At 63.1% G+C, this 22729-nt stretch carries 22 protein-coding genes; 9 read left to right on the top strand and 13 right to left on the bottom strand.

The features are described from left to right. The first annotated feature begins 1 nt into the window (after window position 1). Genes AC3CCE_RS07840 through AC3CCE_RS07825 form a run of 4 tightly spaced genes read left to right on the top strand, consistent with a single transcriptional unit; the run spans window position 2 to window position 3364 of the window. Complete coding sequence (locus tag AC3CCE_RS07840) at window positions 2-961, top strand: carbohydrate ABC transporter permease (RefSeq protein WP_352624934.1); 960 nt, start codon at window positions 2-4, stop codon at window positions 959-961. Continuing rightward, the gene (locus AC3CCE_RS07835) at window positions 958-1179 is read left to right on the top strand and encodes a hypothetical protein (protein ID WP_023669846.1); all 222 of its coding nucleotides are present in this window, start codon (window positions 958-960) and stop codon (window positions 1177-1179) included. The genes AC3CCE_RS07840 and AC3CCE_RS07835 overlap by 4 nt, the downstream gene beginning before the upstream one ends. Then, a complete protein-coding gene (locus tag AC3CCE_RS07830; protein ID WP_023753229.1) occupies window positions 1176-2279 on the top strand; it encodes an ABC transporter ATP-binding protein in 1104 nt (367 codons plus the stop codon). The genes AC3CCE_RS07835 and AC3CCE_RS07830 overlap by 4 nt, the downstream gene beginning before the upstream one ends. Further along, window positions 2279-3364: an ABC transporter ATP-binding protein gene (locus AC3CCE_RS07825; protein ID WP_023669844.1), complete on the top strand. Its 1086-nt coding sequence runs from the start codon at window positions 2279-2281 to the stop codon at window positions 3362-3364. Before AC3CCE_RS07830 ends, AC3CCE_RS07825 begins: the two co-directional genes overlap by 1 nt. A 38-nt stretch (window positions 3365-3402) precedes the next feature. Here the strand turns inward: AC3CCE_RS07825 and AC3CCE_RS07820 are convergent, their stop codons facing one another. Then, entirely contained in the window at window positions 3403-3981 is a 579-nt protein-coding gene (locus tag AC3CCE_RS07820; protein ID WP_352624931.1) for a TetR/AcrR family transcriptional regulator, read from the bottom strand. Window positions 3982-4074: 93 nt separating this feature from the next. Here AC3CCE_RS07820 and AC3CCE_RS07815 point away from each other — a divergent pair, with 93 nt between their 5' ends. Then, window positions 4075-4983 (top strand): SDR family oxidoreductase, encoded by a 909-nt coding sequence (locus tag AC3CCE_RS07815; protein ID WP_352624930.1) that lies wholly within the window; start codon window positions 4075-4077, stop codon window positions 4981-4983. 2 nt (window positions 4984-4985) lie between these two features. Here the strand turns inward: AC3CCE_RS07815 and AC3CCE_RS07810 are convergent, their stop codons facing one another. Next, window positions 4986-5333: a GFA family protein gene (locus AC3CCE_RS07810; protein ID WP_023747011.1), complete on the bottom strand. Its 348-nt coding sequence runs from the start codon at window positions 5331-5333 to the stop codon at window positions 4986-4988. A gap of 116 nt (window positions 5334-5449) precedes the next feature. On the opposite strand from AC3CCE_RS07810, the gene AC3CCE_RS07805 reads away from it, so the two are divergent. Further along, complete coding sequence (locus AC3CCE_RS07805; protein ID WP_352624986.1) at window positions 5450-6748, top strand: amidase; 1299 nt, start codon at window positions 5450-5452, stop codon at window positions 6746-6748. Between the two features lie 3 nt (window positions 6749-6751). Here the strand turns inward: AC3CCE_RS07805 and AC3CCE_RS07800 are convergent, their stop codons facing one another. From AC3CCE_RS07800 to AC3CCE_RS07780, 5 genes are all read right to left on the bottom strand, one after another. After that, the gene (locus tag AC3CCE_RS07800) at window positions 6752-7120 is read right to left on the bottom strand and encodes a hypothetical protein (protein WP_352624928.1); all 369 of its coding nucleotides are present in this window, start codon (window positions 7118-7120) and stop codon (window positions 6752-6754) included. Window positions 7121-7188: 68 nt separating this feature from the next. After that, window positions 7189-8166, bottom strand: coding sequence for an NAD(P)-dependent oxidoreductase (locus AC3CCE_RS07795; protein ID WP_352624926.1), 978 nt, complete (start codon window positions 8164-8166; stop codon window positions 7189-7191). Window positions 8167-8251: 85 nt separating this feature from the next. Further along, window positions 8252-8968, bottom strand: a complete 717-nt coding sequence (locus AC3CCE_RS07790; protein WP_352624924.1) for a FadR/GntR family transcriptional regulator — start codon at window positions 8966-8968, stop codon at window positions 8252-8254. A gap of 2 nt (window positions 8969-8970) precedes the next feature. Next, window positions 8971-10140: a mandelate racemase/muconate lactonizing enzyme family protein gene (locus AC3CCE_RS07785; RefSeq protein WP_352624922.1), complete on the bottom strand. Its 1170-nt coding sequence runs from the start codon at window positions 10138-10140 to the stop codon at window positions 8971-8973. A 9-nt stretch (window positions 10141-10149) separates the two neighbouring features. After that, entirely contained in the window at window positions 10150-11037 is an 888-nt protein-coding gene (locus AC3CCE_RS07780; RefSeq protein ID WP_352624920.1) for a sugar phosphate isomerase/epimerase family protein, read from the bottom strand. 399 nt (window positions 11038-11436) lie between these two features. On the opposite strand from AC3CCE_RS07780, the gene AC3CCE_RS07775 reads away from it, so the two are divergent. From AC3CCE_RS07775 to AC3CCE_RS07765, 3 genes are all read left to right on the top strand, one after another. Continuing rightward, a complete protein-coding gene (locus AC3CCE_RS07775; protein WP_352624918.1) occupies window positions 11437-12492 on the top strand; it encodes a sugar phosphate isomerase/epimerase family protein in 1056 nt (351 codons plus the stop codon). 18 nt (window positions 12493-12510) lie between these two features. Further along, window positions 12511-13698, top strand: coding sequence for a Gfo/Idh/MocA family protein (locus AC3CCE_RS07770; RefSeq protein ID WP_023683012.1), 1188 nt, complete (start codon window positions 12511-12513; stop codon window positions 13696-13698). Window positions 13699-13823: 125 nt separating this feature from the next. After that, entirely contained in the window at window positions 13824-14675 is an 852-nt protein-coding gene (locus AC3CCE_RS07765) for a sugar phosphate isomerase/epimerase family protein (protein WP_352624916.1), read from the top strand. Between the two features lie 297 nt (window positions 14676-14972). Here AC3CCE_RS07765 and AC3CCE_RS07760 read toward each other — a convergent pair whose 3' ends face one another. The 6 genes from AC3CCE_RS07760 to AC3CCE_RS07735 form a co-directional block, all read right to left on the bottom strand. Then, on the bottom strand, window positions 14973-15989 hold the full coding sequence (locus AC3CCE_RS07760) for a zinc-binding alcohol dehydrogenase family protein (protein WP_352624914.1): 1017 nt from the start codon (window positions 15987-15989) through the stop codon (window positions 14973-14975). Between the two features lie 70 nt (window positions 15990-16059). After that, window positions 16060-17025: an ABC transporter permease gene (locus AC3CCE_RS07755; RefSeq protein WP_023683015.1), complete on the bottom strand. Its 966-nt coding sequence runs from the start codon at window positions 17023-17025 to the stop codon at window positions 16060-16062. Window positions 17026-17048: 23 nt separating this feature from the next. Continuing rightward, complete coding sequence (locus AC3CCE_RS07750; RefSeq protein WP_352624912.1) at window positions 17049-18572, bottom strand: sugar ABC transporter ATP-binding protein; 1524 nt, start codon at window positions 18570-18572, stop codon at window positions 17049-17051. Between the two features lie 145 nt (window positions 18573-18717). Continuing rightward, window positions 18718-19710: an ABC transporter substrate-binding protein gene (locus AC3CCE_RS07745; RefSeq protein WP_023669816.1), complete on the bottom strand. Its 993-nt coding sequence runs from the start codon at window positions 19708-19710 to the stop codon at window positions 18718-18720. A gap of 301 nt (window positions 19711-20011) precedes the next feature. Further along, window positions 20012-21010, bottom strand: a complete 999-nt coding sequence (locus tag AC3CCE_RS07740; protein WP_352624910.1) for an aldo/keto reductase — start codon at window positions 21008-21010, stop codon at window positions 20012-20014. A 53-nt stretch (window positions 21011-21063) separates the two neighbouring features. Beyond that, entirely contained in the window at window positions 21064-22569 is a 1506-nt protein-coding gene (locus tag AC3CCE_RS07735; protein ID WP_352624908.1) for a UxaA family hydrolase, read from the bottom strand. Between the last annotated feature and the right edge of the window lie 160 nt (window positions 22570-22729).

Genomic DNA, 22729 nt, shown 5'->3' with positions numbered 1-22729 from the left:
GATGGCCGCCGTCCGCACTTCTTCCGAAATAGGCTTCAATCGCGTCGCCATCGTCGCCGTCCTTTTGGTGACGATCATCTTCCTGGCGCCGATCTACTGGATCGCCTCGACGGCGTTCAAGCCGCGCAATCTTGCCACGACCATCCCGCCGACGGTGGTGTTCCAGCCCGAGATATCGCCGTTCGTCAAGCTGTTCACCAAGCGCTCGCAGATGCGCAACCCGCCGTCGCCGGAAGAGTATGCGGCGGCACCCTGGTGGGAACGTGTCGTGTTCGACGGCGGTGAAAAGATCGTGCGCGACGGCAAGGGCCAGGTGCAATGGTCCGGCTATCCGAGCCGCTTCATGAACTCGCTGATCATTGCCATCACCTCGACGGTGCTGGCTGTCGGCATGGGTACCTTCACCGCCTACGGCTTCTCGCGCTTCAAGGTGAAGGGGGAGGCGGATCTGCTCTTCTTCATCCTGTCGACGCGCATGCTGCCGCCGGTGGTGGTCGCGATCCCGATGTTCCTGATGTACCGGGCGGCCGGCCTCAACGATTCCCATATCGGGCTGATCATCCTCTACACCGCCTTCAACCTGTCCTTCTCGGTGTGGCTGATGAAGGGGTTCATGGACGAGATTCCGAAGGAGTATGAAGAGGCAGCGCTGGTCGACGGCTATACCCGCATGGAAGCCTTCTTCAAGATCGTGCTGCCGGAGGCCGCTACCGGCATCGCCGCCACCGCGGTTTTCTGCTTCATCACGGCGTGGAACGAGTATGCCTTCGCGCTGATCATGACCAACCGCCGCGCCCAGACGGCGCCCCCCTTCATTCCCAGCCAGGTCGGCGCCGGCCTGCCGGACTGGACGGTGATCGCCGCCGGAACTTTCCTGTTCCTGCTGCCGGTCGCAATCTTCACCTTCCTGCTCCGCAACCATTTGCTGCGCGGCATGTCCTTCGGAGCGATCCGCAAATGAGCTTTCGAGCCATCAACCAGAAATATCTCGAACCGGGGTCTCAGGTGCTGATGGTGCTCGGCATCATTGCGCTTTGCCAGCCGTGGAACCTGCTGCTGCACAGCTATGGCGTGACCATCATCCTGATCGGCCTGATCGGCTTCAACATCACCTCGAAGATCGCGCCGGCGGAGAAGGCCGGTACCGGCCAGGTGCGCAATCCGGGAGCAGAGCATTGACCCAGATTGAGCTTCGCGGCGTCCAGAAATTCTTCGGTGCCGTCCAGGTCATCAAGGACCTCAACCTCAAGATCGATGACAACGAGTTCATCGTGCTGCTCGGGCAATCGGGTTGCGGCAAGACGACGACATTGCGGGCGGTTGCCGGGCTGGAGACGATCGACGGCGGTGACATCCTCATTGACGGCAAGCCGGTGCAACACCTCAAGGCCGCCGACCGCGACATCGCCATGGTGTTCCAGTCGTTCTCGCTCTACCCGCATATGAGCGTCTATGAGAACATTGCTTTTCCCTTGCGCGCGACGCGCAAGAGCAAGGCCGAGATCGATAGCGAGGTGCGCTCGGTCGCCAAGACGCTGCAGATCACGGAACTGCTGGCCAAGAAGCCGTCGGCGCTGTCGGGCGGCGACATGCAGCGTGTGGCCATCGGCCGGGCTCTGGTGCGGCGGCCGAAGGCGATGCTGATGGACGAGCCGATCGGCGCCCTCGACGCCAAGCTGCGCGAAGAGATGAGGGCCGAGATCAAGCGGCTGCACATCAAACAGGGCTCGACCACCATCTATGTCACGCACGACCAGATCGAGGCGATGAGCCTCGCCGACCGCATCGTGATCATGCATGAGGGCGTGCTGCAGCAGGTCGGTTCGCCCGACGAGGTCTATTCGCATCCGGCCAATCTGTTCGTGGCGCAGTTCGTCGGCAGCCCGGTGATGAACGTCGCCGACGCGGCGATCGCCGAGACCGCTTCGGCGGCCTCGGTCACCCTCGGTGGCGCTGCCGCCGGCTTCGAATTCCCGCGCACGCTTTTGTCCAAGCTCAACGGCCATGCCGGCGGCCAGCTTGCGCTCGGCATCCGGCCGGAAGGCGTGCTGGTGCGCCATGAAGCGGCGGAGGGTTTCGTGCCGGTCGAGACACAGATCGTCGAGCCGCTCGGCTCGTTCGACATTGTCGATCTCAAGGTCGGCTCCAAGATGCTGCGTGCGCGCACCAAGAGCGGCTTCGTCGGCGGCCCGGGCGAAAAGGTCTTCGCCAGGATCGATCCGACGCAGGCACATTTCTTCGACACGGCAAGCGGCAAGTCGCTTGAGGTGAGGCTCTGATGGCTCATATCCAGCTCAAGAATATTTCCAAGAGCTTCGGCAACCACACCGCACTGACCGGGCTCGATCTCGAGATCGCCGATGGCGAATTCTTCGTGCTGCTCGGCGAGACCGGCGCCGGCAAGACGACGACGCTGCGCATGATCGCGGGTCTGGAAAAGCCGACCGAGGGTCAGGTGTTCATCGACGGCGTCGACGTCGCCGACTGGGGTGCGGCCGAGCGCGACGTGGCGCTGGTGCTTCAGCAATATTCGCTCTATCCGCGCTATACGGTGCGCGAAAATCTCGAATTCCCGCTGAAGCCGAAGATACGTCGGCTGCCGGATGCCGAGATCAAGGACCGTGTTGCGCGGGCGGCCAAGACACTGCGGATCGAGCATCTGCTCGACCGCAAGACTGACCGCCTTTCAGGCGGCGAAATGCAGCGCGTCTCGATCGGGCGCGCCATCGTGCGCAAGCCGCGCGTGTTCCTGATGGACGAACCGCTGTCGGCGCTCGACGCCAAACTGCGCGAGGCGCTGCGCACGGAACTGAAGAACCTGCAGATCCAGCTTGGCGCCACCTTCCTGTTCGTCACCCACGACCAGATCGAGGCGATGTCGATGGGCGACAAGGTGGGCGTGCTCAACCATGGCCGCATCATCCAGACCGGCACGCCGCACGAGATCTATAACAATCCGCGCGATACCTATGTGGCCAGCTTCGTCGGCTCGCCGCCGATGAACCTGATCGATGGCAAGCTGGTCAACGGCCGCGCGGTGATGGCGCCGCTGAATTTCGAACTGCCTTTCTCTGGGGGTGCCAAGGCGGGCGGTGCGACCGACGGTCGCCCGCTCGTCTTCGGTATTCGACCTGAGGATGTGTATCTTGAAAGCGGTGCGCCGGTCGAGGCACGCGTCCACGATGTCGAGAACCATGGCGTGGAAAAGATCCTGACTCTGCGGGTCGGCGACACGACGCTGCGCGCCACGGTGCCGGCCAGAACCGATGTCCAGATCGAGCAGCCGGTGCGCTTTGCCTGGAATCAGGACAAGGTGGTGCTGTTCGACAAGGGCAGCGGCGTGAGCTTGCGGCACGCCAGCTAATTTAGACTACATCCACTCCCAGCTTGCGCAGCGGCCCATCACGGTTTTCGGGCCGCTGTCTTGGTGATGGCTGCAACGAAGCACTTGAGGCTTTCCTCGACATAGGTGGCCACCTCGATCGTCGGGTCAAAACTCCACCACAGCAGTGAGCCCTGCCAATGCGATGCCATCAGCAGGCCGATGTCGCGCGGGGTGTCGGGCGTTCCGGCGAAGCAAGCCGCAAGGGCCTCGCTCAGGAACGCTTTCCAGGCGGCGCCCCGCGCCCTGAGCACGGGGTCGCGCAGATCCTCGCGCAGCACGAGCAGGCCTTCGGCATAGGCTTCGATGCCGCCATAGCCCTGCGATAGTCCCACCAGAAGCTCGATGGCGCCTGCCGGGGTTTTGGCAACCGTGGCCGTCAGCATCCTGGTCTTGTCGTCGAGACCGCCCCAGGCACAGAGCAAGGTGCGCTGCTTCAGCTGCGCCTTGTTTCCAAAGCGCTGCACCAGTGTCGCGCCCGAGAGGCCGCAGGCCTTTGCCAGCCGCTCAAAGGTGAGCGCCTCGGGGCCTTGATCGTGAATCAATCGCAGCGCGGCTTCCAGCACCTGCTCGTCGGATTGCGTTTTTGGTCGAGTCATCTTGACATCCAGATATAACCGAATGATCATTTATATCTGATGTGAGCGGCGAAGGCCAGCTGGATTAATCATTGTTTCGTTTGGGAGCGTACCATGACATTGCAGGGAAAAGTCGCTTTGGTCGCCGGCGCCACGCGTGGCGCAGGGCGGGGAATCGCGGTTGAGCTCGGTGCCGCCGGCGCCACCGTCTATGTCACGGGGCGCACCACACGCAGCCAGCAATCCGACTATGCCCGGCCCGAAACCATCGAGGAGACGGCGGAGCTGGTTTCTTCGCATGGCGGCAAGGGCATTGCCGTGCAAGTCGATCATATGGTGACTGATGATGTGCGCAGTCTGGTCGAGCGCATCCGGGCCGAACAGGGTCGGCTCGACATTCTGGTCAACGATGTCTGGGGCGGCGAAAAGCTGTTCGAGTGGAATAAGCCGGTCTGGGACCACAATCTGGAAAACGGCCTGCGCCTGTTGCGGCTCGGCATCGACACGCATCTGATCACCGCGCATCATGCGCTGCCGCTGATGATCGAGCGGCCGGGCGGGCTGCTGGTCGAGGTCACTGACGGCACCGCCGAGTACAATGCCGATCACTATCGGCTGTCGCCGTTCTACGATCTCGCCAAGGTCGCGGTGAACCGCATGGCATGGGCACACGCCAAAGATCTTGCTGCGCATGGCGCCACCTCGGTGTCGCTGACGCCCGGCTGGCTTCGTTCCGAAATGATGCTGGAGGCGTTTGGCGTCACTGAAGACAATTGGCGCGACGCCACCGCCAACGTGCCGCATTTCGTCATTTCCGAAACGCCGCGCTTTGTCGGCCGCGCGGTTGCGTCGCTTGCGGCGGATCCGGATCGTGCGCGCTGGAACGGCCAGTCGCTGTCCAGCGGTGGGTTGGCGCAGATTTATGGTTTTACCGATCTCGACGGCTCACGCCCGGACGCCTGGCGCTATGTTCCGGAGGTACAGGACGCCGGCAAACCTGCCGATGCCGCGGGTTACCGGTAAGCTTAGACCGAGCGGCCATCGAAGTCGAAAATCGACAGACCGGCAGCGTCAATATCCGCAACGCAGTTAAGGTTGACGTAGGCGCTGCGTTCGTTGCCCTGACTGACATCCTCGGCGAAGGGATGGATGCCGCAGGTCCGGCAGAAGCGATGCGCCAATACGTGATTGTTGAACGTATAGGTGCCGAGATCATCGCCCCATGCGAGCACCTTCAGGCTGTCATGCGGGATGGCGCATAACAGCACGCCCTTGCGCCTGCACATCGAACAATTGCACCGCACGGCGCCGGTCAGTTCGGCTTTGAATTCGAACGCTACCTTGCCGCAGTGGCAGCTGCCTTTGTACAGCATCAGTCTCTTCCTATCGCTTGCAGGTGCAAAGGCACGCTGTCCGGGTTATTCCTTCCGCTGACCTAGCGGGCCATATGCCTTAAAGACGCTCCACCTTGACGGAATCCGACATCGACATGCAATCAATCCGCGATCGTCTCGAGATCATCCTGTCACGTCTTGCCAATTGCGCGGTAGGCGAGAAGGTGTTCACCAAACTCTATGCCGAGGCGGCGCGCGCAGCGGCCGAGGCCACCGATGCGCGCAAGAAGGCCGGCGTATCGCTCGGGCCGCTCGACGGCGCCATCATCTCGATCAAGGATCTGTTCGATGTCGCCGGTGAATCGACCACGGCCGGTTCGCTGATGTTGAGGGACACCGCGCCCCGTCGGCACGACGCTGCGGTCGTCAACCGTCTGCGCCAGGCCGGCGCCGTCATCATCGGCAAGACCAACATGACCGAATTCGCCTTCACCGCCATCGGCGACAACATGCACTACGGCACACCGGGCAATGCCGCCGACACCAGCCGCATTCCGGGCGGTTCGTCGTCGGGCGCCGCCGTGTCCGTTGGCGAGGGGACGAGCGACATTTCCATCGGCTCCGACACCGGCGGTTCGGTGCGCATCCCGGCATCGCTGAACGGCGTCGTCGGTTTCAAGCCGACGGCGCGGCGCGTGCCGCTGACTGGTGCCTATCCCCTTTCTGCGACGCTGGATTCGATCGGGCCGCTGGCGCTGAGTGTTGCTGCGTGTGCCCTGGCTGACGCCGCGATGACGGGCGAGCAGATGCCGCAACTGCACCTGCCGTTAGCGCTTGCCGGGCTTCGTGTCGGCATTCCGCGCGGCCTGCTTTTCGAAGACACGGAAACGGAGATTGCCGCCGCGTTCGATCGCAGCCTTGCCGGGATCGAGCAGGCAGGCGCGTGGCTCACGGACATTTCGATCGACGACCTCATTGCCGATCTGCGCCTGGCCACCAAACGCGGCTCGATCGCGGCCATGGAAGGTGCTGAAATCCATGCCGACTGGCTGGCGACGGGCGCATCGGTGCCGGTCGATCCCCATGTCAGCGGGCCGCTGTCGCGGGCGGCGGCCATACCGACGCCGGTTTATATCAGGGCAATGCGTCGTCGCGCGGCACTGTGCATAGCCATGGACGAGCGGTTGGGTTCGGTCGATGTGCTGGCTCTGCCGACCACGCCGGTGACAGCGCCGACTATCGTTTCGATGGCCGAGGATACGGCTCTGCGTGAACGCACGGAAGGTCTGCTGCTGCGCAACACCCAGGTCGCCAACCAGTTCGACCTCTGCGCGATCTCACTGCCGATGCCCGGCATGACGCTGCCGGCCGGGCTGATGCTGGTGGCGCGCAATGGCCGTGACCACCATTTGCTGCGCATCGCGGCTGAAGTCGAAGGGCTGCTTGGTCGGTGATAGTCAGCGCGACGAGCAGTGCTTGCGTTCGCTGTCCTTGGCGGTGCGCAGGATGCCCGTCGCGACCAATGTTGGCACGTCGTGCTGCTTGCCGTTGAAGCTGTGTGGCCGGTTCTCGATTGTTCCTGTGACAACGAGCTTGCCGGCATAGAGCTTGTCGGAAAGGTCAAGCGCCTTGTCCTGCTGCGGCAAGCCGTCGATGTCGACCCACACACCCTTGACGACCTTTCCGGTGGCGAGGTCGAGCGCGCTGGTAGAAGGGCAGGGCGCCATCACGCAGCGCAGGCCGTTGTCGCAAGGCACGTAGCTGCTTTCGGCCTGAGCCTCGGCTGGCGGCACGCTTGTACCGGCAATCAGAAGAAGAACTCTCACGACGCTCTTGACCATGTCGGCGAAGGTCGACGGCAAATCCGCGAAAATTGAGGCGGCTCGCAGAAACGTCAGTCGGCAGGAAACCGTCTGCGGTAATGCTCGACCACGTCGGGATTGCGCAGATTGACAGGCAGCCGGTTGGCCAGCACCAGCAAGGTCTCGCCGGCAGCACCCACCCCCATGCGCATCATCGATTGCTCGGTGATCCCCGCCATATGCGGGGTGACGATGACATTGTCGAAACCGAAATAGGGATGGTTTGCCGGCAGCGGCTGCGTGGCAAAGACGTCGAGTGCGGCGCCGCCGATGCGGTCCTTGCGCAAGGCCTCGATCAGCGCCTCGTCATCGATCACCGGTCCGCGCGAAATGTTGACCAAAAGCGCGTGCGGCTTCATGCGGGCAATGCGTTCGCGGCTGATCAGGCCGCGCGTTTCCGGCGTCAGCGGGCAGCAGAGCACGATGATGTCGCTCTGTTCGATCAGCGCATCGATCGACAGGAAGCCGATCCTGTCGGGTGCCGGCTGCATGCTGCGGGTCGTCGCCACGACGTCGAGGCCGAAGCCGTGCGCGGCGATATGGGCGACCGCCTGACCGATGGCGCCGAAGCCGATGATGCCGATGGTCTTGCCGGCAAGCTCGCTGGCATGGCTGGCGTGGTCGCGGCCGGCATTCCAGCCCTTGGCGCGCAAGTCGCGGTCGACCGAACGGAAGCGCCGAAGCAGGGCAAGGGCCGCGAACATCACATATTCAGCGACCGAACGCGCATTGACCGCCGGCACGTTGGCGACCAGCACGCCGGCCGCGGCCGCGGCCTCCATCGGCACCATGTCGAGCCCGGCGCCGTGGCGGACCGCTGCTCTGAGTTTCGTGGCGTTTTCGAACAGCGACGGCGGCAGCGGTGCGCGAACGATGATGACGTCGGCATGCTTCGCCTCGGCGGTCAGCGTTGCCGCATCGAGGGCTGAGGCGACGACGAGTTCACCGGCGCCCGCCAGCATTGCGGAGGCACGCGGATGCAGCGTGTGCGTCGACAGAATTCTGGGCATGGGGCTCTCGCTAGTCGCAATTCTCAAAGGAAAGCGCCGCGCGCTTTTCCCAGAAAAACCGTTTCACACCTTTCCTGGAATTGCACTAGACCTTCTCAAGTGCCAGGCTTTGCGTTTGCGCCTCCCGGCCCTCGATGATCCCCTTCCAGTAGCTTTCCGCGCCTTGCAGGTGGGCGCTCATCAGCGCCTGAGCGAGATTGCCGTCGCGACGCAGCAGCGCCTCGTAGATCTGGATATGCTCGGCATGCGAGCGCACTGAGCGCTCGGGATCGTTGAAGTAGATCGGCAGCCGCTGCTCGCCCATCAGGTAATAGACACTGCAGATATTGTGGAAGACGCCGTTCTTGGTCGCCCGCACGATTTCGAGGTGGAATTCGCGGTCTTCCTTGGCGAGGCCTTCGCCGGCGGCGATGCACTCCTCCGAGGCTTTCAGGATCTCCCGCAGGCGTTCGAAATTCTCTTCGGTGGCACGCGAACAGGCAAGTTCGGCGGCCTTGATCTCGTGGATCTTGCGCAGTTCGACGGTCTCGTAGATCTGCACCGGATCGAGCGGCAGGCCCGCGCGGGCGAAAAGAGCCAAGGCTTCTACACTGGCCTGCCTGGTGTCGACATAGATGCCGGATTTGGCGCGGCGCTCGACGATGCGCATGGCCTCCAAAATGGCCAGCGCTTCGCGGATCTGGCCGCGGCTGACGACGAAATGCTCCGCCAGTTCGCGCTCCGAAGGCGTGCGGCCGGTCTCCTTGTCCGAATGGGCGAAGAGATAGGCGGCGAGCTCGGCGAGAAGGTTCTTTTCTTTCATCGTCAACCGCGTTGCGCGTGCGCCTCCAGGAACCGCTCCGAAATGGTGAATCCCAGACCCGGCTTTTCAGGGATCGCTATCATACCGTCCCTTGCTTCGACAGTCTCTTCGATAAGATCGTGGATCATCGGGTTGGCGCCGAGCGAATATTCAACGGTAAAACTGGCAGGCGAGGCCGCACAAACATGCAGGCCGGCGAAGAAGCATGGCGCGCCGGCCCACAGATGCGGGGCAAAGCGCAGATTGAAGGCACTGGCGATGGTGCCGATCTTCATCGCCTCGCTGATACCGCCGCAAAAGGCCGGATCCGGCTGGAAGATGTCGGCGGATTTCAGCACCGCGAGATCGCGGAAGGCGTAGCGCGTCGCTTCGCTTTCGCCGGTGGCGATCGGGATCGAGCCCGAGGCGCGCACCTCGGCCATACCAGCCTTGTCGTCGGCGATAACAGGCTCCTCGAACCAGGCGAGGTCGAGATCGCTGGCCAAGCTGATGAAGCGCTTGGCCTCGGCCACCGTATAGGTGCCATGCGCGTCGACCATCAACTCGACGTCAGGACCGAGCGCCTGCCGTGCGGCGCGGACGCGGGCGGCGGAAATGTGCGGGGCGCCGTCCATCGCGCCGACGCGCATCTTCAGCGCCTTGAAGCCGCCTTTGGCGATGTAGGATTTGAGCTGCTCGCCGATAGCGTCGGCGGCAGCCCAGCCGCCGGAGGCGTAGGCCGGCATGCGGTCGAGCTTGCGGCCGCCGATGAGCCGCCACACCGGCTGTCCCAACGACTTGCCCAGAATATCCCAGAGCGCGATATCGACGGCGCTGATTGCCGCTATGCTCATGCCGCGCCGCGCCAGCTGCGGCATGGCATGGCCGGCGCGCGCGGCACTGTCATGGCGCACGCCGTTGTAGAGCATCTCCCAGATCAAGCCGATGTCGGCGGGGTCGCGGCCGATCAGCTGCGGCCCGACCTCCTGATTTAGCATGTAGACCAGCGCACCATAGCTGCCGGCGCTGCCGGCGGCGTTCTTGCCCTCGCCCCAGCCGATCAGCCCGTCGTCAGTCTCAATGCGCAGGATGGCGGCGTCGAACGTCGTCACCTGGCCAAAGTCGCTGCGGTGCTGCTTCGCGGCCTCAATCGGCACGCGGACCCACCACGCCTGGACCGTTGTGATGCGCATCCCGATCGGCTACTTGATCAGCGGCAGCAGCGTTTCGGCCGTGATGCGCATCTGGTCGGTGTAGAATTTCTCCGTCAGCACGCTGGAGCCGTGATCCTGGATGAACTTCAGCTGTTCGGGAGAAATGTCGACCGGATTCCGGTCGACCATGTCGGGATAGGGCGCGGCGGGTGTGCGGTCGACGGGCGCGACGAATTCGTTGGTCAGCGCGCCGTCATAGCCGACTTCCTTCAGCGTCTGCACGATCCGTGGCCAATCGATCTGGCCAAGGCCGGCGGCAAAGCGGTTGTTGTCGGCGACGTGGAAGTCGAACAGCCGTTTGCCGACCTGACGGATCGCGTCATGGACGTTAAATTCTTCCATATGGATGTGATAGGCGTCGAGGCAGACGCCGCATTCGGGGCTGACCGCATCGGCCAGGGCCATCGCCTGCGCGCCGCGGTTGAACAGATAGGTCTCGAAGCGGTTGAGCGGCTCGACCGCGATCTTGACGCCGACCTTCTTGGCATGGGTGAAGCATTCGCGGGTGGCGTCGACCACCCACTTCCATTCCTCTTCCTCGGTGCCGTCCGGCACCACTTTGCCGACGGTCGCGGGCACCAGCGTTATGATCTCGCCATCAAGTTCGCTGACCATGGTCAGCACGTCCTTGACGTACTGCACCGAGCGTTCGCGCTGGCCCTGGTCCCTGGCGGCAAGGTTGCGTTCGCCCAGCATCAGCGTCACCGACCCCCAGCAGCGGATGCCGTATTCTTTCAGCAGCGCGCGGGTCTCCTTGGTCTTGTATTGCTCGGGCTCGCCGGAAATCTCGATCGACTCGTAGCCGAATTTCTTGATGCGCTTCAGCGTCACCTCCAACGGTTCCGCGCGCATCCAGTTGTGCGTCGAAAGATGCATGGTCTATCCTTCCCAGAATTCGTCTGTGCCAGTTCGCCTGCGATGCGCCCCACAAGGCGCGTCGCGTGTTTCCTCCCCAAGGCGCTCCAGCGTTTTTGCGCAACTGGTTCGACCAATTGGGCCCTAATGGAGGTCTACAGCAATTTTTGTCGCGCGGCAAGAACCGCCGCGATGCGATATCGGCATCTGTGTACCGTATTGATTATGCTGGTATATATCGCCAAAAATGGAATGCCCCGGCAGCTTTGCGCGTGAGTCAAATGGCTTGACCCATTTCCAGTATTTGGTAATACCAGAATGCCGATACGAGAATGCACATCACGAGAGACCAAAGAGGCTGGCCCTGCTTTCATCAGACGCTATGCTTGGTCCTTGGAAAAATGAATTGGGAGGATGCCGATGCCGTCGACAATGAAGGGTCCGGGGCTGTTTCTGGCGCAGTTCGCGGGGGATACCGCGCCGTTCAACTCGCTGGCCTCGATCACCAAATGGGCGGCCGGTCTCGGTTACAAGGGCGTGCAGATCCCGACCTGGGATGCACGCCTGTTCGACCTCAAGAAGGCGGCATCTTCCAAGACCTATTGCGACGAGGTGAAAGGCATCTGCGCGGATGCCGGCGTCGAGATCACCGAACTGTCGACGCATCTTCAAGGGCAGCTGGTGGCGGTGCACCCGGCCTATGATACCCAGTTCGACGGCTTTGCACCGCCTGCGGTGCACAACAACCCCAAGGCCAGGCAGAAATGGGCGGTCGAACAGATGGAGTTCGGCGCCAAGGCCTCGAAGAATCTTGGCCTGAAAGCCTCGGTGACGTTTTCCGGCGCCCTAGCTTTCCCGTACCTCTATCCCTGGCCACAGCGGCCGGCCGGGCTGATCGAGGAGGCCTTCGCCGAGCTCGGCACACGCTGGAAGCCGATCCTGGACGTCTATGACGAAAACGGCGTCGATGTCGGCTACGAGATCCATCCTGGCGAGGACATCTTCGACGGCGCAACCTTCGAGATGTTCCTAGATGCGGTTGGCGGTCACAAGCGCTGCAACATCAACTACGACCCGTCGCATTTCCTTTTGCAGCAGCTCGACTATCTCGAATTCATCGACATCTATCACGAGCGGATCAAGGCCTTCCATGCCAAGGATGCCGAGTTCAATCCGACGGGGCGGCAAGGCGTCTATTCCGGCTATCAGAGCTGGACCAATCGCGCCGGCCGCTTCCGCTCGCTTGGCGACGGGCAGGTCGATTTCGGCGGCATCTTCTCCAAGCTTACCCAGTATGGCTACGATTCCTGGGCGGTGCTGGAATGGGAGTGTTGCCTCAAGCATCCGGAGGACGGCGCGGCCGAAGGCGCGCCCTTCATCCAGCACCACATTATCCGGGTGACGGAAAAGGCCTTTGATGATTTCGCCGGCGGCGCCACCGACAAGAAGATGCTGCGCGCCATGATGGGTATTTGAGACAAGCAGGAGAAAGACATGGTCGGCGCATCGAAGTCGGAAGCGGGGGGCGGCCCGATCCGCTATGGTATGGTCGGCGGCGGCCAAGGCGCCTTCATCGGCGCGGTGCACCGGATCGCGGCCCGCATGGACAATGACTTCGTGCTGGTGGCCGGCGCCCTGTCGGCCAATCCCGAGCGCGCCAAGGCTTCCGCCGCCGAACTCGGTCTCGACCCGGCGCGCAGCTACGCCTCCTATGCCGAGATGGCCAAGGCCGAGGCCAAGCGCCCGGACGGCATCGAGGCGGTGGCGATCGTCACCCCCAACAATGTGCACGTGCCGGCGGCCAAGGTCTTCCTCGAGGCGGGCATCCACGTCATCTGCGACAAGCCGCTGGCGACGACTTTGGCCGAGGCCAAGAAGCTCGCGGCCGTGGTTGAAAAGACCGGCAAGGTGTTCGTGCTGACGCACAATTACACTGCCTATCCGATGATCCGGCAGGCGCGCGAGATGGTGGCCAAGGGGCAGCTTGGCGACATCCGCATCGTGCAATCCGAGTACCCGCAGGACTGGCTGACCGAAGATCTTGCCGCCACCGGCCAGAAGCAGGCGGCGTGGCGCTCCGACCCCAAGCAGGCGGGCGCGGGCGGCGCGCTCGGCGACATCGGCACGCACGCCTACAATCTGGCGCGCTTCGTCTCCGGGCTGGAGCTCGATTCCCTGTCGGCCGATCTCGATGCCTTCGTCCCGGGTAGGCTGCTCGATGACAATGTCAATGTCATGCTGCGCTTCAAGCCGGTCGGCAAGGTGCATCCGGCCAAGGGCATGATTTGGGCGAGCCAGGTGGCGCCGGGCCACGAGAACGGGCTGAAGCTGCGCATCTATGGCTCTAAAGGCGGGCTGGAATGGGTGCAGGCCGATCCGAACTATCTCTGGTACACGCCGTTCGGCCAGCCCAAGCAGTTGCTCACCCGCAACGGCGCCGGCGCGCTGCCAGTTGCGGGACGCGTCAGCCGCGTTCCGTCTGGCCATCCGGAAGGCTATCTCGAAGGCTTCGCCAACATCTACCAGGAGGCGGCGCGGGCGATCCGCGCGGCACGCAAGAAGGGCGGCAAGCCGGGCAAGGACGTGGTGTTCCCGACCATCCAGGACGGCGTCGAAGGTATGGCGTTCATCGAGGCCTGCGTGAAGTCATCGAAGAAGAACGGGGCGTGGACGAAACTTTAGGGAGCGCCGGCGCCAAGTCTCTTCTCCCTTCGGGGAGAAGGTGGCCGCGAAGCGGCCGAATGAGGGCGCATGGTGCGAGGTGCGAAAGAAACCAGCGAGCGTCGTCAAATGGGGAGGGGCTGTCGATGAAAATCGGCATGTGCATGTTTTTGTGGACGACTTCCGTGTCTAAAAAACACGAGCCGTTGCTGCGCGACATCAAGGCGACCGGCTTCGACGGCGTCGAGATACCGATCTTCTCAGGCACGCCAGAAGACTACAAGAAGCTTGGCGATTTGCTCGACCGCATCGGGTTGGAGCGCACGGCTGTTACGGCGATGGGCGACCCGGCGATGAATCTGATTTCGCCGGATGCCGCGACCCGCAAGGCCGGCATCGACTACATGAAATGGGCGATCGATTGCGCCCAGGCGCTCGGCGCGAGTACGCTGAGCGGGCCGCTGCATTCGACGCTCGGCGCCTTCTCCGGCAGCGGGCCGACGGCGGCCGAGAAGAAGCGGTCGATCGCGTCGCAGCGCGCCATTGGCGATCATGCCGGCAAGCGGAACGTTACCATCGGGTTGGAGGCGCTCAACCGTTTCGAGTGCTATCTGCTGAACACGATGGCCGATCTGTCCGAGCACGTCGACGCCATCGACCGGCCGCACATCAAAGCGATGTACGACACCTTCCACGCCAATATCGAGGAGGCCGACCCGATCGGCGCCTACATGAAGCACCGGCGGAATGTCGTGCACATCCACATTTCGGAGAACGATCGCGGCGTGCCGGGGCGCGGGAACATTCCGTGGAAAGAGACTTTCGCGGCCATCCGCAAGAGCGGCTATGACGACTGGCTGACGATCGAGGCGTTTGGCAGATCGCTGAAGGATCTGGCGGCGGCGACCAAGGTGTGGCGGGATTTTTCCGAGACGCCGGAGGCGGTTTATCGCGAGGGGTACAAGCATATCAGGGATGGGTGGAAGCGGGCGGCTTAGCCGCTCACTTACTCATCCACGGCGGAGCGGGAGCGCAGCGGACGCGGAGACCCGAGGACCCATGCCGCGACTGTCGCGCGCCGCAGCGGTGCAGGTAGGAGATGCGAATGGACGCCTCTTTTTGCACCGCTGGATTCTAGCGCAGACGTCACCGAATGAATCCTCGGGTCTGCGCCGCGTCGCTTCGCTCCTTGCTCCGCCCGTGGATGAGGAAGCGACGGGCCTTTTCGCAAATCGCCGAGGTATGCGATCTGCCTTAACTCGGCACTTATCGCTCCACCAAATTTTTCGGATGTCTTACCCCACCTCGATCACAGCCTTGATCAACCCCGATTTCTCATGCGCCCAGCGGGCGAGATCATCCGGCGTGCCGGCCAGCGTGGTGCGGTGGGTGACGAGTTTTGCCAGAGGCACGGCGCCGTTGCGTATCGAGGCGGCGACGTGGTCGAAATCGACTTTCAGCGCGTTGCGGCTGCCGATCAATGTCATTTCGCGCTTGTGGAATTCCGGATCGGAAAAGACGATGTCGTCCTTGACGACGCTGACCAGCACGAGCGTGCCACCATGCGCGACATGGGCGAAGGCCGACTGCACCGAGGCGGTGTTGCCGGTGGCGTCGAAGACGACGTCGAACCCTTCGCCGCCGGTTGCCTCGCGCACCAGTTCGGCTGCCGCTTGTTGTGAACCGTCGAGCGTGGCGAAGCCGAGTTCGCCTTTTGCAAAATCCAGCCGCTCCGTGCTCATGTCGAGCAGGCTGACATCGAGCCCGGCGATGCGGGCAAACAGCGCTGCGCCAAGGCCGATCGGCCCGGCGCCGATGACCAGCGTGCGGGCGCCTGGTTCGGCGCGGGCACGCCGCACGGCATGCGCGCCGATGGCGAGGAATTCCACCGCCGCCGCATCGGCCAGCGACAAGCCGTTTGCTGGATAAAGATTCTGCGCCGGCACCAGGATCTGCTCGGCCATGGCGCCGTCGCGATGGACGCCAAGCACTTCGATCCTGACGCAGCAATTCGGCTTGCCGTGCCGGCAGGCGATGCATTTTCCGCAAGCGAGATAGGGATTGATGATGACGGGCTCGCCCACGGCAAGATCGACATCTTCGCCGGTCTCGACGACGGTGCCCGACACTTCGTGGCCCATGATGCGGGGATAGGCGAGGAACGGGTGCTTGCCTTCGAAGATGTGGTAGTCGGTGCCGCAGATGCCGACATGGCTGACGGCGACCAGCGCCCAGCCGGCAGGCGGCGCTCCTGGCGCCGGCCGGTCTTCCAGGACAAGCTCGCCGGGCGAGCGGCAGACAACAGCTTTCATTCGGCAATTCCAGTGTTCAAAAAGGCGCCGGTCCGTTGTTGAGCGGACCGACACGGAAGGTCAGGGAGGATTACTTGCCGCGACGGCGCAGGCCGTCGAAATAGACGATGATGATGATCAACGCGCCGGTGATGATGCGCTGCCAGAACGAGTTGACGTTGAGCAGATTGGCACCGTTGTTGATGGTGGCCAGGATGAAGGCGCCGAGCAGCGGGCCATGCACCGAGCCGACGGCGCCGAATAGCGAAGTGCCGCCGATCACCGATGAGGCGATCGCCTGCAACTCCCAACCTTCGGCCTGGGTCGGGTTGCCGATGCCGATGCGCGCCGCCAGCAGCACGCCGACGAAGGCCGCGCATAGGCCCGACAGCGTGTAGGCCATGTAGATGGTGCGCTGGACATTGACGCCCGAGAGGCGCGAAGCCTCGGCATTGGATCCCACGGAGAAGAGATAGCGGCCCCAGCGGCTGTGGTGCAGGAAGATGTAGGCCGGGATACCGACCAGGATCACCATCCAGAACAGATTGGGGATGCCGACAAAGGAACTACGCGAGAACGCGGTGAAGCTGTCGCTGTTGATGTTGATCGAATTGCCGTTGGTCATCAACAGGCCGATGCCGCGCAACGAGGTCAGCGTCGCCAGCGTGATGATGAAGGGCGGCAGGCCCATCTTGACGATGCCGAAGCCATGGAACAGGCCGATGGCAACGCCGACCAGCAGCGTCACCAGAATGGCGACCCAGATCGGGAAGCCGGCATTGATCATCATGGCGACAATGACGGTGGCGAAGCCGACCACGGCGCCGACCGAGAGGTCGATGCCGCCGGTGATGATGACGAAGGTCTGGCCGACCGCCATGATGGCGATCATCGAGCCCTGCCGCAAAAGATTGGCGATGTTGTTGGAGGAGGCGAAGCTCGGCGTCGCCACCGACAGCACGATCCAGAGCAGAACCAGCAACGCCAGAAGCGTCAGCCCGAACAGGACGTTGTAGTTCCGTTTCGGTTTTTCGATCGCGACGGTTTCGATGCTCATGGTTCCTCCCGTTTCTTGTTTTGTCAGCCGATCGCCTGCGTCAGCACGTCTTCGTGGCTAGCGGCGCGAAAGCCATGGCTGGCGACCAGTTTGCCGCGCCGGAACACGTGCAGCGTATCGGCGAGCTCGTAAACCTCGGGCAGATAGGACGAGATCAGGATGATGCCGGCGCCCTTGGACAACAGTTCCCCGAACAGGCGGTAGATCTCGGCCTTGGTGCCGACATCGACGCCGACCGTAGGCTCGTCGAAGATGAACAGCTTAGCGCCGTGCGCCAGCCATTTGCCGATAACGATCTTCTGCTGGTTGCCGCCGGACAGGCTGGAGGCCAGGGCGCCGCGTGTTGGCGTTTTGATGCGGAGGCCGGCGATCTGGCGATCGGCTTCAGCCTTTTCCTTCGTGTTCGCAATCAGCAGGTTGTTGGAGATGCGCTTGTAGATCGGCAGGTTGAGGTTGAGGCCGACCGGCAGGTTCAGGCACAGGCCCTGGTCGCGGCGGCTTTCCGGCGCCAGCGCCATGCCGAGCTTGATCGCGTCGTGCTCGGAATTGATGTGGACCGGCTTGCCTTGCCAAAGGACCTGTCCGGCCGACTTCTTGTGGCGGCCATAGAGCGTGGTGACGAACTCGCTCCGCCCGGCGCCGATCAGGCCATAGAGCCCGACGATCTCGCCGGCGCGCACCGACATCGAGACGTCTTCGAAGCCCTTGCCCGACAGGTTTCTGGTTTCGACGATCACGGCACCGGGGGTGAAATGCTCCTTGTGGTAGACTTGCTCGATCGAGCGGTTGATCATCATCTTGACCAGCTCGGCGTCATTGGTCTCGGCAATGTTGCGGGTGCCGACCAGCGTGCCGTCGCGCAGTACCGAGACGCGATCGGCGAGTTCGAACACCTCTTCCATGCGATGGCTGATGTAGATGATGGTGACGCCTTCGCCCTTGAGCCTGCGGATCAGCGTGAACAGCTGGTCAGCTTCCTTGCGGGTGAGATAGGCGGTCGGCTCGTCGAAGATGAGGAATTTGGTGCCGCGCACGGTGGCGCGGGCGGCGGCGATCAGCTGCTGCTGGCCGATGGTGAGGTCACCCAGCATGACATGCGCCGGCAGGTCGAAGCCGAGACCGTCGATGATCTTCTGCGCTTCCTTGACCATGGCGCGCTGCTGCAGGATGCCGAAGCGCGAGTTCTCCTCGCCGAGGAACATGTTGGCGGCGACGGTGAGATGGCGACAGAGCACGACCTCCTGATGCACGGCGTTGATGCCGAGCGCCATCGCCTCGTGCGGGGTTGCCAGCGCTGCCGGCTTGCCCTCCCAGATGACATCGCCGGAAGTGCGCGGCATGACGCCGGTCAGAAGCTTGATCAAGGTGGATTTGCCGGCGCCGTTCTCGCCGACGATGGCGTGGATCTCACCTGCCTTGAAGGCAAGGTGAACGGGCTTCAGCGCATGCGTGCCGGGATAGCGCTTTTCCAGCCCGTGCAGTTCGAGGATCGTCCTGCCGGGCGCTAGCGTTGGGGCCGGGTGCAGTTCCTGCGCCGTGGGCGTCATGACAATCCTCCCAGGTTGGCCTTACGGTTGGCACGTCGCGATGCAGTCAGCCGCATCGCCGAGGTAATTCAAGCCGGTGGATATTCAAGCCGGTATCGAATGTTTCCGGGGCGCGAGGCCCCGGAACGATTTTTGCCTGACGGGCTCAGAGCTTCGGGTTGAGCAGGGCGTCGATCTTGGGGTCTTTCATGTTTGCCTTGGTCACCAGGTTGGCGCCTGTGTCGACATTGGCCTCGACCTTCTCGCCCTTCGAGGCGGCGAGCGCGGTCTTGATGCCGTCATAGCCCATCCGGTACGGATCCTGGACGACGAGCGCGGAAATGACGCCGTCATTGAGGAACTTGATCAGCTTCTCGTCGCTGTCGAAGCCGACCAGCGCCAGCTTGCCGCCAAGGTTGTTCTCGGCGACAGCCTGACCGACGCCCTGCGCCATGATCAGGTTGGACGCGAAGATGCCCTTGAGGTTCGGGTTGGCGGTGATCAGGTCGGTGGCGATGTTGAGACCGGTCGTTGCCTGGCCGTCGGCATATTTGTCCGCGACGAGCTTGAGCCCCGGATATTTCGCGGCCAGCTGCTCGGTGAAGCCCTGCTTGCGCTGCTCCAGCGAACCGGCGCCCGGTGCGTTGGTGATCAGGGCGACGTCGCCCTCGATCTTGCCGCCATTGGCTTCGCCGATGGCTGCTGCAAGACCGTCAGCGGCGACGCGTCCGCCCTGCACATTGTCGGTGGTCAGGAACGAGGTGAACGCCTTGGAGTCGGCGCCGGAGTCGATGCCGATGACCTTGACCTTGCTGGCCGCTTCATCGATCGGCTTGCCGAGCGCCTTGAATTCGGTCGGCGCGATGACGATCGCGGCCGGGTTGCCGGCGACGGCATTCTCGAGGATCGAGACCTGGCCGTTGACGTCGGTTTCAGCCTGGGCGCCGAGTTCGGGTACGTTGACGCCGAGATCCTTGCCGGCCTTGCGGGCGCCGGCCAGGACGATCTGCCAGTAGAAGGACGTGGTGTCCTTGACGATGATCGGAATGGTCACGTCCGCCGCCGAAGCCGGCGCCGTGTGCAGCGTGCCGGCAAGCATCGAGGCGGCAGCTAGTGCCATCAGTGAGCGGCGGTTGAGAATGCTGGTCACGAATTTCATTAGGAATCCTCCCTAGATCGCCCGGTGAAGGTTACGGAAGCTCCATTTGGATAGGCGCGGCCCAAACAGAACTTTATCAATAAAAAACAGTTGCCGCTTTTTGATAGTGCATCGGTCCGGCCGACGCAAGCGGTGTTTCATATCGGCCTGCGCATGGCTTGGCGGGGAAACCTCCCTGCCGATCCTTAGTGCCACGTCCAGACGCTCCCGATCCTCCTTGATCATCATGGAATATTAATTCCACCGTCGAGTCAATATGGAATATTCATTCCTTCTTGAGAACCGTGATCGTGGCGTTTCGTCAGCCGAGCTCCTGCACGATGGTGTAGGGAGTGTAGCGGGCGAATTCCGCTTGCGGCACCTGGACGTCGAACAGGTCGAGGTTGCGCGTCAGGTTGGCAGGCTTGGCCGTTCCGGTCAGCACGCTGGCCACGAGAGGCTCCTGCAGCGGAAACTGCAATGCAGCCGCCGCCAGCGGATATCCGCCCTCATCAGCGATTTTCTCCATCGCGCCGACACGCTCGAGTATGTCCTGCGTCGCCGGCAGATAGTCGAAATGCGCACCGTGCACCGGTCCGGTCGCCAGGATGCCGGAGTTGAAGACGCCGCCGATGATCAGGGAAGTCTGTCGCTCACGGCATAACGGCAGCAACTCGGCTTCAGCCGAGCGGTCGAGCAGCGAATAGCGGCTGGCCAGCAGGATGCAGTCGAGCGGTGCTTCGCGCAGCACGTCGAGGCAGATCTGCACCTCGTTGACGCCGAGCCCATAGGCGGAAATTACACCGGACGTTTTAAGCTCGTCCAGCGCCTTCAAGCCGCCGTCCACCAGCTGGCGAAAGTGCAGCTTCGTCTTCTCGACGCCATGTGTGTAGGTGCCGATGTCGTGCACAAACAGGATGTCTATCCGGTTAAGCCCGAGCCGGGCATAGGAGAACTCGACCGAGCGCATGATGCCGTCATAGGAGTAGTCGTAGTCGAGCGCGAAGGGCAGCGGGTCGACATAGGAATGATCGGGAACCTGGTCTTCCGGCACCGGGCGGAACAGCCGTCCGACCTTGGTCGACAGCACATAGGAATCCCGCGGCTTGTAGCGCAGGAAGTCGCCGGTCCGCCGCTCCGACAGGCCGAAGCCATAGAAGGGCGCGGTGTCGAAATAGCGCAGGCCGGCATCCCAGGCTGTCTGCAGCGTCTCCATCGCCGCTTCGCGCGGACAGGCCCGGTAGAGCCCGCCGATCGCCGCCCCGCCGAAGCTTATCTCGGTTACCTCGAGCGCAGTCGTGCCGATGCGGCGTTTGTCCATCCAAAGCCTCCCCTTGTGAGCCGTCGTTGCAGCCCGTTTTTTTTCGTCGGTGGTTAGAGCGTCGCGCCGAGGTGCCACGGCACGAACTCGTTGTCGCCGTAGCCGAACGCCTCGCTCTTGGTCTTGCGGCCCGATGCCGTCTCGACGATGAGTTCGAAGAGTTCCCGGCCCATGCCGGCGATGGTCTTCTCACCCGAAGCGATGACGCCGCAATTGACGTCCATGTCCTCTTCCATCTGGTGGTACATGGTCGAGTTGGTGGCGACCTTGATCGACGGCGTGGGCCGGCAGCCGAAGCAGGAGCCGCGGCCGGTGGTGAAGACGATGATGTTGGCGCCGCCCGCCACCTGACCGGTCGCCGAGACCGGGTCGTAACCGGGCGTGTCCATGAACACCAGGCCACTGCCGGTGACCTTTTCGGCATAACCGAAGACGCCGTTGAGCGGAGTCTGGCCGCCTTTGGCCACGGCGCCCAGCGACTTTTCCAGGATGGTGGTCAGGCCACCGCGCTTGTTGCCGGGCGAGGGGTTGTTGTCGATCGAGGCGCCGTGCTTGGCGACATGGTCCTCCCACCATTTGACGAAACCGTCGAGCTTCTTGGCGATCTCCGGCGTTGCCGCGCGATAGGCGAGCAGATGTTCGGCGCCATAGATCTCCGTCGTCTCCGACAGGATGCCGATGCCGCCGACGCCGGCCAGGATGTCGACCGCCGCTCCCAGCGCGGGATTGGCGGTGATGCCCGACATGCCGTCGGAACCGCCGCATTGCAGGCCGACGACGATCTCCGAGACCGGGATCGGCTCGCGCTGATACTGGCCGACTTCCTCGGCGATTTCGGCGAGCACGCCCATCGCCTTTGCGACCGATTTGCGCGAACCGCCGGCGTCCTGGATGTTGAAATGGCGTTTTCCCGCCGCCGCACCCTTCTGGCCGTAAAGGGTGAGCTGGTTGACCTCGCAGCCGAGGCCGACCATCAACGCGCCGCCGAAATTCGGATGGCGGGTGTAACCGGCGAGCGTGCGGTGTAGCACCATCATGCCGTCGCCGGTGCCGCTCATGCCGCAGCCCTGGCCATGGACGATCGGGACGAAGCCGTCGATCCCCGGATATTTCGGCAACAGCACGCGGTTGGCCTCGTCGGCGATGGCGTGGCAGACGGTGGCCGAGCAATTGACGCTGGCGATGATGCCGATGAAGTTGCGGGTGCCGGCACGGCCATCGGCGCGACGATAGCCCATGAATGTCCGGGCGCGGTCGGCTGCGGTGGCATGCTCCGCTTCGCTCGGCGGCACGACCGGCAGACGGCCGGACTCGAAGACCAGATTGTGCGAATGGACGTGGTCGCCGGGCGCGATGTCCTGGGTGGCGCGGCCGATGGCCTGGGCATACTTGACCACCGCCTCGCCGGCGGCGATAGGCTTGATCGCCACCTTGTGGCCGGGCTCGATCAAGGCCGTGGCGACGGCGCCGCCGGGCAGAGGGGTGCCGATCTCGATGCGGCCATTGGCGACCGCGACATTGTCGGCGGGGGACAGAAGAATGCTGTTCGAGGCGTTCACGGGCAGTTTCCTGGGTCTGTTCCTGGGGATGCGCGGATTGACACGCGTCTGTTTACATATAATGTCTTTTATCGTGAAAAAACATTTGTGCGTCAATTGTTTTTTCAGAAGGAGACCATGCGTCCTATGGATGCTTGGGTTGTGGGGAGCGGCGTCTGAC

It is taken from the genome of Mesorhizobium sp. P160187 (genome assembly GCF_057766425.1).
Note: the sequence above shows the minus strand (reverse complement) of the source record. Positions and strands in the feature narration are given on the sequence as shown.

Coding starts and splice junctions, on each gene's coding strand:
- AC3CCE_RS07840 (WP_352624934.1), top strand. CDS start 2: ATGGCCGCCGTCCGCACTTCTTCCGAAATAGGCTTCAATCGCGTCGCC.
- AC3CCE_RS07835 (WP_023669846.1), top strand. CDS start 958: ATGAGCTTTCGAGCCATCAACCAGAAATATCTCGAACCGGGGTCTCAG.
- AC3CCE_RS07825 (WP_023669844.1), top strand. CDS start 2,279: ATGGCTCATATCCAGCTCAAGAATATTTCCAAGAGCTTCGGCAACCAC.
- AC3CCE_RS07820 (WP_352624931.1), bottom strand. CDS start 3,981: ATGACTCGACCAAAAACGCAATCCGACGAGCAGGTGCTGGAAGCCGCG.
- AC3CCE_RS07815 (WP_352624930.1), top strand. CDS start 4,075: ATGACATTGCAGGGAAAAGTCGCTTTGGTCGCCGGCGCCACGCGTGGC.
- AC3CCE_RS07810 (WP_023747011.1), bottom strand. CDS start 5,333: ATGCTGTACAAAGGCAGCTGCCACTGCGGCAAGGTAGCGTTCGAATTC.
- AC3CCE_RS07805 (WP_352624986.1), top strand. CDS start 5,450: ATGCAATCAATCCGCGATCGTCTCGAGATCATCCTGTCACGTCTTGCC.
- AC3CCE_RS07795 (WP_352624926.1), bottom strand. CDS start 8,166: ATGCCCAGAATTCTGTCGACGCACACGCTGCATCCGCGTGCCTCCGCA.
- AC3CCE_RS07790 (WP_352624924.1), bottom strand. CDS start 8,968: ATGAAAGAAAAGAACCTTCTCGCCGAGCTCGCCGCCTATCTCTTCGCC.
- AC3CCE_RS07785 (WP_352624922.1), bottom strand. CDS start 10,140: ATGCGCATCACAACGGTCCAGGCGTGGTGGGTCCGCGTGCCGATTGAG.
- AC3CCE_RS07780 (WP_352624920.1), bottom strand. CDS start 11,037: ATGCATCTTTCGACGCACAACTGGATGCGCGCGGAACCGTTGGAGGTG.
- AC3CCE_RS07775 (WP_352624918.1), top strand. CDS start 11,437: ATGCCGTCGACAATGAAGGGTCCGGGGCTGTTTCTGGCGCAGTTCGCG.
- AC3CCE_RS07770 (WP_023683012.1), top strand. CDS start 12,511: ATGGTCGGCGCATCGAAGTCGGAAGCGGGGGGCGGCCCGATCCGCTAT.
- AC3CCE_RS07765 (WP_352624916.1), top strand. CDS start 13,824: ATGAAAATCGGCATGTGCATGTTTTTGTGGACGACTTCCGTGTCTAAA.
- AC3CCE_RS07760 (WP_352624914.1), bottom strand. CDS start 15,989: ATGAAAGCTGTTGTCTGCCGCTCGCCCGGCGAGCTTGTCCTGGAAGAC.
- AC3CCE_RS07755 (WP_023683015.1), bottom strand. CDS start 17,025: ATGAGCATCGAAACCGTCGCGATCGAAAAACCGAAACGGAACTACAAC.
- AC3CCE_RS07750 (WP_352624912.1), bottom strand. CDS start 18,572: ATGACGCCCACGGCGCAGGAACTGCACCCGGCCCCAACGCTAGCGCCC.
- AC3CCE_RS07745 (WP_023669816.1), bottom strand. CDS start 19,710: ATGAAATTCGTGACCAGCATTCTCAACCGCCGCTCACTGATGGCACTA.
- AC3CCE_RS07740 (WP_352624910.1), bottom strand. CDS start 21,010: ATGGACAAACGCCGCATCGGCACGACTGCGCTCGAGGTAACCGAGATA.